Raw genomic sequence first — 13,198 nt, 5'->3', positions numbered from 1 at the left:
TGCGGGCCGGCCGGGGTTCGACCGGCGGGCGCCATCCCGCCTGCTTCAGGTTGTTTCGGGTGAACAAAACGTCTCAAGGAGTTTCCTGTGCAAGACAATAACGTCCTGGTCACCGACCATCGCTATGCGCAAACCGCGAGCTTCTGGCGCGAGAGCCTTTCGTTGGTCACCGGCGTCTACCGCATCGCATCGCACGCCCCCGGCCCGCAGCCGGGCAGCCTGCTTTCCCGCACGGTGCCGCTCACGCCCGCCTCGCTCGACCTGTTGCGGCGCTTCAGCGACGGCGAGCTTGCCGAATTCGCCGTCACGGCCGCGGGCATCGCGTTCCTGCTATGGAAAACCTTCCGGATCCCGGTCACGGTGCTCGGCACGCCGGGGCTTGCCGGGCATCCGCCGGCCCGTGCGGCCACCATTCCGCTGATCATCGAGGTACGTCCGGAGGAGCGCATCGACGACTATCTGTCGCGCGTCGCCGGGATCGTGGAAGACAGCTATGCCGAGCACCATTTCCCGCTGGACACGCTCGTGCGCAACGAGAAGGACATGGATCTCGCGCAGCTCACGAAGGTCTCGCTGGTCGACGATCGGGTGCACCACGCGCTGGCCAGCCAGGACGACGACATGCAGTTGCACCTGAGCCTGGCGCGCGGCGAAATCGAGATCCGCTACTCCGGCGCCATCGAACCTTTCCTCATCGAGGGTTTCGCGAGCAGCCTCGGCGCGGTCCTGCGGGAATTCGAACACCTCGACAAGACGGTCGGCGAAATCGAATCGATCCAGCCGGAAGAGCGGCGGATGCTGGCCGCCTTCAACGAAACCGCGGCGGCCGGACCCAGCCACCCGACGGTCGTCGAAATGTTCGAAGCCCAGGTCGCCCGCACGCCCGATGCGCCGGCCCTGGTCACCGACAGCTCGCTCATGACCTACGCCGACCTGAACGCCCGGGCCAACAGCCTCGCGCATCAGCTGGTCGACCACTACGGCGTCGGGCCGGAATCCCTGGTCGGCATCATGCTCGACCGCTCCGAATCGATGATCGTGGCGATTCTCGGCATATTGAAAGCGGGGGCGGCGTTCGTTCCGCTGGACACCGCGTACCCGGCCGAACGCATCAATCACATCCTCGGCGATACCGGCCTGTCGCTGCTGCAGACCCAATCCAGTCAACTGGCGCAGTGGTATGAATTCTCCGGCGTGACGCTGCTGCTCGATCAGGAGCTCCCCGGCTGGACGCCGCTGCCGGACAATCCGCCTTGCCGCGCCGTGCCGGAGCACCTCGCCTACGTCATCTACACGTCGGGCTCGACCGGGAAACCGAAAGGCTGCCTGCTCGAACACCGGAACCTGGCCCACTACATCTCCTGGGCCGCCGGGTATTACTTTCCGGAAAGCTCGGCCGGCAGTTTCGGCCTGTATAGCTCGCTGTGCTTCGACTTCACGCTGACCAACGTGTTCTGCCCGCTGGTGCGCGGAAAATCGCTGCGCATCTATCCGCAGTCGGAAAGCATCGACACCATCCTGACCAGGATGTTCCAGCCCGGCAGCGGCGTCGACACCCTCAAGCTCACGCCCACCCACATTCACCTGCTCGAATACATGAATCTGGGGCGCTCCGGCGTGCGCAAGGTGATCGTCGGCGGCGAGGAGCTGACGCCCCAGCACATCGCGACGCTGCGGAAAATCGATCCCGCGATCGAAATCTATAACGAGTACGGCCCCACCGAGGCGACGGTCGGCTGCATCGTCAAGCGCGTCGAGGACGAGCCGTCGTCGGTGCTGATCGGCCGGCCCATCGCCAACACCCGCGTGTACATTCTCGACGACGCCCTGCGGCCGGTCCCCATCGGCGTTCCGGGGGAAATCTGCATCGCCGGCCACGGCCTCGCGCGCGGCTATCACAAGCGGCCCGACGTCACCGCCGCGAAATTTGTCCAGGATCCCTTCCCCGGCGAGCAGCGCATCTATCGCACCGGCGACATCGGCCGATGGCTGCCCGACGGACAGATCCAGTGCTACGGACGCGTCGACGACCAGGTCAAGATCCGTGGGCACCGCGTCGAACTCGGCGAGATCGAGGCCGCGCTCACCGCGCACGAGGATGTCGTCGGCGCGGCGGTCATGCTGCGCGAAACCGCCCAGGGGGTGCGCAAGCTGGCGGCCTACGTCAAGGGTTCCGCGCGCCTGAGCGTGCCGGACCTCAGGGCCTTTCTGGCCGGGAAGCTGCCCGACTACATGGTCCCGTCCGACATTTTCCCGATCGCCGAATTCCCGCTCAACGCCAACGGCAAGCTGGATCGCCCGGCGCTCCTGGCCATGGAGCCCGCCGCCACGCCCGACACCGCCAGTCTCGACGCGACGCCGATCCAGCTCGAGCTGGTACGCATCTGGCGCGAAGTGCTCGACAATCCGGCCATCGATCTCGCCGGCCGCTTCTTCGACTACGGCGGGGATTCGCTGCAGGCCATGCAGCTGGTCTCGCGGATCTGGAGCAGTTTCTCCGTCGAGATCGGCATCGACGCGATCTTCGAACTCCAGACCATCAGCGCGGTTTCCGACCTGATCGAAGCGTCGTCGCCGCTGTCCGGCTCGATGGCCGGCAACATCCCGCGCAGATCGCGCGCGAACGACCTTCCGCTGTCCTTTCCGCAGCAGCGCCTGTGGTTCCTCGCGCAACTGGAAGGCCCGTCGGCGGCCTACAACATTTCGAGCGCGCTGCGTTTCGACGGCGACCTGGACGTTCAGCGCCTGCGGGCCGCCGTGTCCGAAATCAGCCGGCGTCACGAGATCCTGCGCACCACGTTTCCCGCCATCGACGGCCGCGGCGTCCAACGCATCGCCCCGCCCGCGCCGGTCGCGCTTGCCGTCGTCGATGTCGCCGACGAGTCCGACACGCTCGCGCTGCTCGCCGACGAAGCCGACCGCCCATTCGATCTCGCCGTCGGGCCGCTCTATCGTGTCGTGCTGTATCGCGTGCATGAGCGCCTGCATGTGTTCGGCGTCGTGATGCATCACATCATTTCGGATGCGTGGTCGTCAGGAACCCTCATCGGCGAGCTGGCCGCGCTCTACGCAGGCCAGTCCCTGCCGGAACTGGCCGTCCAGTACGCGGATTACGCCGTCTGGCAGCACGAGCGCCTGGCGTCCGCCGACACGCATCGGGAGCTGGCGCTGCTCAGCGCGGCGCTGGCGGACGCGCCGGACCAGATCGAGCTTCCCACCGACCGCCCCCGGCCGGCCATCCAGCGTTTCCGCGGCGCGGTCCTGCCGTTTCAGTTGAACGGCGAACTCGCCGACGGCCTGCGCGCGATCGCGCACGCGTCCGGCACGAGCACGTTCATGGTCGTGCTCGCCGCGTATGCGCTGCTCCTTTCGCGGTACAGCAACCAGCAGGACATCGTCATCGGCTCCCCGATCGCCAACCGGCGTTCCAGCATGACCGAGCCGCTGATCGGCTTCTTCGCCAACATGCTGGCGCTGCGCGTGGACCTGTCGGGCAATCCGACCTTCGGCGAGCTGCTGTCGCGCGTGAAGCGCGTCGCGCTGGACGGCTACAGCCGCCAGGAGATCCCGTTCGAGCAGGTGGTGGATTCGCTCAAGCTCGAACGCAATCTGAGCCGCACGCCCGTGTTCCAGGTCGTGTTCGCGTACGAGAAGGCGCCGCTCCACGCCGTGAACTTTCCGGGTCTCACGGCCACGCCGGTGTCGGTGGAGACCCACACTGCCAAGTTCGACCTCACGCTCCATGTGCAGGATTCCGACCACGGCCTCGCGGGCGCGCTGGAATACAACCTGGACCTGTTCGACGCCGTCACGATCGATCGCATGGCGGAACGCTTCCGCCATCTCCTCGATGCCGTGATCGCCGATTCGAACCGGCCGCTCGGCGAGCTTTCGTTGTTGAGCGATGCGGAGCGGGACACGCTGACCGTCGAGTGGAACCGGACCGAGACGGATTTCGGCGCCGCCGCCAAGCAACCGCTGCACCGGCTGTTCGAACAGCAGGCCGAGCGCACGCCCGACGCCGTCGCCGCCGTTTATGACGACGCCTCGCTCACCTACGCCGAACTCAACCTCCGCGCCAACCGCCTCGCCCACCGCCTCGTCGACCTCGGCGTCGCCCCCGATTCCCTCGTCGGCGTGGCCATGGAGCGCTCGCTCGACATGAGCGTCGCCCTGCTCGCCGTCCTCAAGGCCGGCGGCGCCTACGTCCCCGTCGATCCAGACTACCCCGCCGAGCGCGTGCGCTTCATGATCGACAACGCACAGTTGCGCTGGCTACTCACCCAGCAGCATCTGCTTGCCGCGCTGCCTGAAACCGACGCTCGCCTGATCGTCGTCGATCGCGACGCGCACGACCTCGCCGCCGCGCCCGCGTCCAACCCCACGCCCGCGCTGAACGGCGACAACCTCGCCTACATGATCTACACCTCCGGCTCCACCGGCAGGCCCAAGGGCGCGCTCAACACCCATCGCGCCATCACCAACCGCATCCTCTGGATGCAGCACGCCTACGCACTCGGCGCCGACGATTCCGTCCTGCAGAAAACCCCGTTCAGCTTCGACGTCTCCGTCTGGGAATTCTTCTGGCCGCTCGTCGCCGGCGCGCGCCTCGTGTTCGCCCGCCCCGGCGGCCAGCGCGAGACCGACTACCTCGTCGATCTCATCGCACGCGAACGGATCACCACCGTCCACTTCGTGCCCTCCATGCTGCGCGCCTTTCTCGACCATCCGGACCTCGAGACGCACTGCGCGTCGCTGCGCCGCGTCGTGTGCAGCGGCGAGGCCCTGCCGTACGACCTGCAGCAGCGTTGCTTCGAGCGCCTGGACGCCAGCCTGTTCAACCTCTACGGCCCCACCGAGGCCGCCGTCGACGTGACCGCATGGGAATGCCGGCGCGACGACCCGCACCGCACCGTCCCGATCGGCCGGCCCATCGCCAATACCCGCCTCTATATCGTCGATGCAGACACGCAGCCCGTGCCGGTCGGCGTAGCGGGCGAACTGCTGATCGGCGGCACGCCGGTCGGGCGCGGCTACCACGGCGAACCCGAACTGAGCGCAGCAAAGTTCATCGCCGATCCGTTCTCCGCCGACCCGCATGCACGCCTCTATCGCACCGGCGATCTCGCGCGCTACCGTCCCGACGGCAACATCGAGTTCCTCGGCCGCATCGACCATCAGGTCAAGCTGCGCGGCCTGCGCATCGAACTCGGCGAAATCGAGGCAACGCTGCGCGAGCATCCGTCGGTCGCCGACAGCGTCGTGATCGCGAAAACCGACGGAGCGCGGACGTTCCTGATCGCCTATGTCGCGACCGCCTCACCGGACATCGCCGATCTTCGCGGCTATCTGAGCGGCCAGCTCCCGGACTACATGGTGCCGTCGCGGTTCGTCGCGCTTCAATCCCTGCCGCTGCTGCCCAACGGCAAGATCAACCGCAAGGCGCTGCCCGTCCCGGCGGACCCCGTCGACGAGGCCCGGCCGGACGCGCCTGCCGTCACGCCCCGGGAAATCCTGCTGTCGTCGATCTGGAAAGACGTGCTGCAACTGTCGTCCATCGGCATCCACGACAATTTCTTCGAGCTTGGCGGCGACTCCATCCTGAGCATCCAGGTGATCTCGCGCGCCAATCAGGCGGGACTTCGCATTACGGCGAAACAGCTGTTCCAGTATCAGACGATCGCCCAGCTCGCCGCCGCGCCCGAAGAACGGGCAGCGCACGCACCGACCGTCAGCCCGGTGGGAGAGGCGCCGCTCACGCCGGTCCAGCACTGGTTCTTCGATCAGGATGTCGACGCGCGTTCGCACTACAATCAAACGGTCCTGATCCAGGTGCCGGCGGACATCGACGAGTCGAGGCTCGCCGACGCGATCCGGCAAGTCTACGAACATCACGATGCGTTGCGCCTGCGTTTCTCGCACAGCGCGGGCCGCTGGACTCAGGAAGTCGTCGCCGTCGGCGATACGCCGGCGCTCTTCGCGAAGCAAGCGCTAGCCGGCGACGCCGGCGACCGCATGGCGGCCATGCGCGCCGCCGCCGCGGAAGCGGAACGCGGCATCGACATTACGCATGGCCCGTTGCTGGCGGCCCGTCTCTTCTGCTTGGCCGACGAGCCGTTCGCCCGCCTGTTCGTGTCGATTCATCACCTTGCGGTGGACGGCGTCTCATGGCGCGTGCTCGTCGAGGACCTGCATGCCGCATACCACGGCCAGCCGTTGTCCGCGAAGACGACTTCGTTCCGCGAATGGGCCCTTCATCTGCAGCAACTGGCCCGGTCGCCGGCCATCGGCGACGAAGCCCGGCTCTGGCAAGCACTCCTCTCGCAGAACACCGAGCCCATGCCGGTCGATTATCCGGCCGCGGGCGCGGCCAACGCTGTCGGCGACACGGCATCCGTTTCATTCGAGCTGGATGAAGCCGACACCACGGCCTTGCTGCGCCGGCTGCCGCGGGCCTACGACACCCGCATCAACGACGTGCTGCTCGTCGCGCTCGCGCAAGCATGCAGCATGGTCACGGGCAACGACCGCACCCGGATCGATCTCGAAAGCCACGGCCGCCACGTGTCGGATGCGCCGCTCGACCTCACGAGGACAGTGGGCTGGTTCACCTCCATTTACCCGGTCGTGCTCGAGGTCGACGCCGTGCAAGCGCCGGAGGAAGCGCTGCGCGCCGCGCGGCAACAGCTGCGCCGCATTCCGGCCGACGGCCTCGGTTATTCGCTGCTGCGCTACCTGAGTCCCGACGACGCCGTGCGTGACGGTTTCGCCGGCCTGCCGAACGCCGATATCCTCTTCAACTATCACGGACAGCTCGATACCGCGTTGCAGCGATCCGACGGCTGGAGCCCGGCTGCCGAAGACCTCGGCTCGCTGCGCTCCGGGCGGTCCCTGCGCACGCACTTGTTCGAGATCGTCGCCGCCGTTTCCAACGGCAGGCTTCACGTGGACTGGAGCTACAGCGAGCGCATCCACCGGCGGCAGACGGTCGAGAACCTGGCCGCGCACTTCAAGGACCGGTTGCTCGACTTCGCGGCGTCGGTCCCCGACACCGGCTGGGATAACGTCGAAGACAGCTATGCGCTCTCTTCCTTGCAGCAGGGCATTCTGTTCCACTCGCTGTACGACCTGGATCCAGCCGCCTATTTCCAGCAGTTCAGCTTCGTCGTCAGCGGCCCGCTCCAGGTACCGGCGCTCCAGCAAGCGTGGGCCAATGCGCTCAAGCGCCATGCCGTCCTGCGCACCGCGTTTGCCTGGGCCAATCGCGATCATCCCGTCCAGACCGTCCTGCACACGGTCGACCTGCCGTGGACGTTCCTCGACTGGCGATCCCGCGATGCGTCCCGCCGCGCGCAGGACTTCGATACCTTCCTCGCCGACGACCGGCGGCTCGGCTTCGATCTTCAACAGGCGCCGCTGTTCCGCTGCACGCTGATTCAGGAAGCGGAGGAGCGCCATCGCTTCTGCTGGAGCGCGCACCACATCATCCTCGACGGCTGGAGCACCGCCATCCTGATGAAGGAAGTGTTCGACGATTACCTGTCGCTCGCCCGCACCGGCGTGCCCGCGGTCGCGTCGTCGGCGCCGGGATACCGCAAGTACATCGACTGGCTCGCGCGCCATCCTCGTGCGGCGGACGAAGCCTGGTGGCGCGCCGAGCTGGCGGGGTTCCGCGCCGCCACGCCGATCGTGGCCGATCCGGTCCGGCAAAGCGCCGGCGGCGACGCGCGGCAGGACAAGCGCAGGGAGCAGCGTTTCCTGCTGGACGAGGCGCTGACCGCGCGGCTGCAAGCGCTCATGCGAACCCATCGCCTCACCCTCAACGTGCTGATACGCGCGGTCTGGGCTTTGGTGCTGCGGCGCTACGCCAGAACGGACGACGTCGTCTTCGGCGTCACCGTGTCCGGTCGCCCGCCGCTGCTCGACGGCGTCGAATCGATCGTGGGGCTGTTCATCAATACGCTGCCGTTTCGCGTGCGCATCGCGCCGGAGCGCCCCTTCACCGAATGGCTGGCGGCGGTCCACACAGCCCAGACGGCAATGGAGCCGCATTCCTACAGTTCGCTGGTCGATATCCAGTCATGGAGCGAACTGCCCGCCCGCGACAGCCTGTTCGACAGCCTGCTGGTGTTCGAGAACTTCCCGGTTGCGGCCGCGCCCGATCTCGGGCCGGACGGCATCGACATCGTCGACACCCGCGCCTTCGCCGAATCGAATTACCCGCTGACCCTGACCGTGCACCCGGATACGCGCCTCGCCTTCCGTATCTCGCACGATGCGCACCGCTTCGCCCCCGACGTGGTGCGGCACATGCTGGACACCATCCGCGGGCTGCTGGAACGATTCGCCGAAGACCCGACCCAGCTTACGGGTCATCTCGCCGATGCGCCGGCGCCAGCCGCCAGCGCCGGCGGCCGGCAGCGCGCGACGAGCAGCGCGGCCAGCCCTGCCGCCGAACCCACCGCCGGACCGGCCACGACGGCACGCACCGTCGCGCCTACGGCGGACGAAAGCACGTTGCTGGAGATCTGGCAGCGGATCTTCAAAAGGGACGACATCAAGCTCAGCGACAATTATTTCGACCTCGGCGGACACTCGATCATCGCCATCCAGCTGATGGCCAATGTCGAAAAGGCGTTCGACCGCCGGCTGCCGATATCCTGTCTCTTCGAGAATCCGACGATCGAAAAACTCGCGGCGGCACTGGCCGGCAAAGCGCCGTCCGCCCCCGCCGGCGGGCTCGTGCCGATCCGGGACGGCGGTCCCGCCGCGCCGCTCTTCCTCCTTCCGGGAGCCGGCGGCAACGTGGTCTACTTCCACCCGCTCGCGAACCACCTGACCGAGACCCACGCGGTTCACGGGCTGGAAGCGCTCGGCCTCGACGGCTCGTGCCTGCCGCTCACCCGCGTGGAAGACATCGCGGCCCGTCATATCGAGCGCATCTGGCCGCTGGTGGGCGCGGGCCCCTACTACCTGGCGGGCCATTCCTTCGGCGCGAAGGTGGCGCTCGAAATGAGCCGGCAGCTCGTCGCCAAGGGCGCCGTCGTGAAACTGCTGGCGATCTTCGACGCCTCCGCGCCCGTCGACAGCTCGGCCGACACCTACTGGCAAGACTGGGACGACACCGAGTGGCTGGTCGCGATCGCCCACGAAATCGGCACCTTCCTCGGGACCGACCTTCAGGTGACGCGGGAAGACCTCGTCGATCTCGACCCCGACGGCCAGGCCGGCCTGATCCTCGACCGGATCGGCGACCGAGGCAGTTGGTTCGCGGATGCCGGATCCGACCGCCTGCGCGCCTATCTGCGTGTCTATCAGGCCAACTTCAAATCGCGCTACGCGCCGCAAGCCTCCCCGCTTCCCGTGCCGATCGCGTTGTTCCGCAGCACCGAGCGAGATCCCGGCGACTACGATCCGGCGCCCGAGATCGCGCAGCTCCGCCTGGACCCGACCTGGGGATGGTCCCGCTTCTCGACGCTCCCCGTCGACGCGATGGACGTACCCGGCGACCACCTGACCATGCTGCTCGATCCGCACGCCGGCGTCCTCGCTACCCATGTCAATCAGTTCCTGGAGAAAAAACGCGCATGAAATCAACGCCGACAATCGACAACACTTTCGCTCGCAAGGTCTGCATCAATCTGGACCGGCGTCCCGATCGCTGGGAAGCCATGCAGAGAAAATTCGCCGAGCAGAACATCCTCACGGTGGAACGCCTGTCCGCCGTCGATGCGAAGCAGGTGACCGTGCCGGAGTCCTTGAGCCACATGCGCCCGCAGGACTACGGCTGCACCATGAGTCATCTCGCCGCCGTGAAGCAGGCCAAGGCCGCCGGCGCGAGCGAAGTGCTGATCTTCGAAGACGACGCCTTCTTCGACGCCGACTTCACCGCGCGCTTTCCCGACTTCATCGCGCAAGTGCCGGAGGACTGGCACATGCTTTTCCTGGGCGCCTATCACTTCACCCAGCCCATTCCCGTCGCGCCCAACATCGTCAAGACCGTGGAGACGCTCACCGCGCACGCGTACGTCGTCAGGGACTCGCTTTACGATGCATTCATTGCGATCAACGAAAACCCGCCGGCGATCATCGACCGCAACAACCTCGTTCTGCAGCAGACATTCAATTGCTACTGCTTCGAACCCAATCTGGTCGGACAGGAGTCCGGTTACTCCGACATCATGGAAGAAGTCATGCCGGAAAAGCCGCTGACCTATTCCTTTCCCATTCCGGACGGCTGGTAACGCCCGCGGCCCGCGCCCGCTGCGATCCATATCTCGACAGGCCATTGAAGATCATGCAAATCACCACCGTTGACCTCGAAGCCGAGTTCGTACAGTCCGTGCTGGATTCGCTCCACCGCGATCGCAAGCTCAGCGAAGCAATTTCGCTGGCTTATGGAAAATGCGAATCGCCCGCCGGCGTGATTGATCTGATTTTCCCGTTGATCACGAAGAAATTGCGGATCGATTACATTCTTTTGTGCAGCCTAGAAAGCAATCCTCGCACCCTGCTGCAATTTCTTCGACTGACCGAATCGCGGCTGGCACCGAACGAAAGCTGGACAGTCGCGTCGATCGAGGCATCGTTGCGCGGCGTGGTCGACGCATTGAATCTCGGCTGGGACCATGCGCAGCGCCTGCTGAAGTGCTGCATCCTGTTTTCCGATTCGCCGCTGGAGATCGTGGAAAGCATCGCGTGCCTGGGAAAGCACGAAACCTCGTTCAGGTTGAGATCGGCGGCCAAGAACATCGAGCTCAGCCACCTGATCAACTGAGCAACCCCGGCTCGACATCTGCAGCATGCGTGATCGCGGAGAGAAATCATGTCTCAAGCCAACGAAACAGAAATCGTTCCCTGGGTGCCTGGAGAAGATCCGGGATTTTCCTTCAGGCGAATCGTTGATTTTCTGATCGCCAAAAAAATCAATCACCGGGTCATGGTGCATCCTCCGGAAGGGCAAACCGTTGCCGCCAGCCTGCTGCGCGGACACAGCGTCGAACAGGCCGCGAAATGCATGGTGGTGGAGGTCAAGCATGACAACGGCGAGCTTTCCTATGCGTTGGCGGTCGTATCCGGACACAGGAGAGTGGCCTTGAAAAAGGTGGCCGGCTGCCTCAGAGGGGTCAAGGCCAAGCTGGCGCCGAGCCAGGTGGCGTCCCAATTGACCCGCTGCATGATGGGCGCCGTGCCGCCAATCTCTTTCGACGACCGTCTTCAGGTGGTGGTCGATCGCGAGCTGCTGCCCACCCCGGAAATCGTATTCAGCGCGGGACGGCTCGACGTATCGATCGGCGTCGACACCGGCCTCTATCTGAATGCCATACGACATCAAATCGGCAGTATCTCCGAATAGCGACCCATGGACTCCGCTCAAGATAAATCGCCGCCGTGGCATTCAGCCGTCACCCTGATGTGGCGCAGTCATCCCTGGCTGACCCTGGGCACGGTCCTTACCGGCCTCATCAGCGGCATTGCGTCGATCGTGGGCGTCGGATTGATCAGCAAGGCGCTTCATGGCCAGGATGATCGACAGACGCTGTTGCTGATATTCATTGCGGTGAACGGCATTGCGGTCTTCTGCAGGAGCGCGGCTGCCGCGATGCCATCCTACGTCTGCATGAAGGTCATGACGAAATTGCGCGTCAACTTGTGCAAGAGGATCCTGGCGACCCCGCTGGATGAAATCGACAGGCGCGGCGCCCCCAATGTCCTGACCATGCTGACACAGGACATTCCGCAGCTGAGCCAGACACTGCTCACCATCCCGACGATCATCGTTCAATCCGTCGTCTTGATATGCAGCATCGTCTATCTGGCCTATCTCTCCTGGATTGTCTTCGCGTCGACGATGATCCTGACGATCGTCGGCCTGGTGCTTTATCTGTTTTTCTACCGAAGGGCGGTCAACTTCACCGAAAGAGTCCGTGACGAGTTCGTCCAGTTCAATGAATATACTCACGGCCTCGTGTTCGGAATCAAGGAACTCAAACTCAACCGGGCCAGACAGCGCTGGTTCACCAAGGCGGCGATCGAATTGTCATCGAAGCGCGTGGCGGGATACAACTACATAGAACGCCTCTGGTTCATGAGCGGCGACAGCATCGGTCAAATCACCGTAGCGGTCCTGCTCGGATGCTTGCTTTTCGGCGTACCTTCTCTCGGCGTCGTCGACCCCTCCGTACTCACGGCGAGCATTCTGGCCGTTCTTTACATGATGGGGCCGTTGACCATGCTGATCAATATTCTGCCGATCATGGCCGAAGGCAAGACGGCTCTCGCGCGACTGGCGGAGTTCGGCTTCTTGATCGATGACACGCAAGACTCATCGAAAAAACCGTTCCCTCCGGGCGCGAAGGAATCCTCACCGGCGAAATCATGGCGACTCGTCGAGTTGAAAGATGTGAAGATGAACTACCGTGACCATGAGTCGTCTACCGACTTTGTGCTTGGCCCCATCAACATGACGATTCATGCCGGGGAGCTTGTCTATGTCATCGGCGGAAACGGCAGCGGCAAAAGCACATTGGCCAAGATACTCAGCGGCCTCTATGCGCCTACCGAAGGCCATATTGCCCTCGATGGGAAAATCATCGACGACGACGCCCGCGAACGGTACCGGAACCTGTTTTCCGCAGTATTCACCGATTTCCATTTGTTCAATCGAATCATTGGGCCGGACCAGAAAAACACAAGCATCGAACTCGCCCAAAAATACCTTGAAACCCTGAAGCTGGCCGACAAAGTCGAGATTCACGGCAAGACCTACTCGACGACCAGGGCTTTATCGACAGGGCAACGCAAGAGACTGGCGTTGCTTTGCGCCTACATCGAGGATCGCCCGATTTATATCCTGGACGAATGGGCTGCCGATCAGGACCCGGTCTTCAAGCGATTTTTCTATGAGGTGCTGGTACCCGATCTGAAATCCCGTGGGAAATGCGTGATCATCATTACCCACGACGATCAGTATTTCAAACTGGCGGATCGCGTCATTCGCCTGGATAGCGGCCGCATTTCCTCCGATACGGCCATGTATGCCGTCCGATCCAGGGCCGCAGGGTGATCAAGTGGCGGGTCAACCCGTGAAGCCCGCGTTGCCGGGCCCGGAAAGGTCGTCTCGCGTGCGGGCAGCGAGCGTTTCGCGGTCGACGCGTACGAATTGCTTGCCGGGTCCGGGACGAACTGTCAGGAAATC

General features: G+C 64.5%; 5 protein-coding genes. All 5 read left to right on the top strand.

All coding sequences use genetic code 11. The features are described 5' to 3' along the window. Positions 1-87 precede the first annotated feature (87 nt). Genes ACFIMZ_RS35265 through ACFIMZ_RS35245 form a run of 5 tightly spaced genes read left to right on the top strand, consistent with a single transcriptional unit; the run spans position 88 to position 13,066 of the window. Entirely contained in the window at positions 88-9,591 is a 9,504-nt protein-coding gene (locus ACFIMZ_RS35265; RefSeq protein ID WP_431825887.1) for an amino acid adenylation domain-containing protein, read from the top strand. Next, positions 9,588-10,244 carry a glycosyltransferase family 25 protein gene (locus ACFIMZ_RS35260; protein WP_431825886.1) on the top strand — a complete coding sequence of 219 codons (657 nt, stop codon included), beginning with the start codon at positions 9,588-9,590 and terminating at the stop codon, positions 10,242-10,244. Before ACFIMZ_RS35265 ends, ACFIMZ_RS35260 begins: the two co-directional genes overlap by 4 nt. Positions 10,245-10,297: 53 nt before the next feature. Next, entirely contained in the window at positions 10,298-10,777 is a 480-nt protein-coding gene (locus ACFIMZ_RS35255) for a hypothetical protein (RefSeq protein WP_431825885.1), read from the top strand. Positions 10,778-10,825: 48 nt separating this feature from the next. Beyond that, positions 10,826-11,356, top strand: coding sequence for a YbaK/EbsC family protein (locus tag ACFIMZ_RS35250; RefSeq protein ID WP_431825884.1), 531 nt, complete (start codon positions 10,826-10,828; stop codon positions 11,354-11,356). A 6-nt stretch (positions 11,357-11,362) separates the two neighbouring features. After that, the gene (locus ACFIMZ_RS35245) at positions 11,363-13,066 is read left to right on the top strand and encodes a cyclic peptide export ABC transporter (RefSeq protein ID WP_431825883.1); all 1,704 of its coding nucleotides are present in this window, start codon (positions 11,363-11,365) and stop codon (positions 13,064-13,066) included. Positions 13,067-13,198 lie beyond the last annotated feature (132 nt).

The sequence above is a fragment of the Burkholderia sp. F1 genome (assembly GCF_050813845.1).
Taxonomy (GTDB): domain Bacteria; phylum Pseudomonadota; class Gammaproteobacteria; order Burkholderiales; family Burkholderiaceae; genus Burkholderia; species Burkholderia ubonensis.
This window is presented reverse-complemented; position numbering and strand designations above follow the sequence as displayed.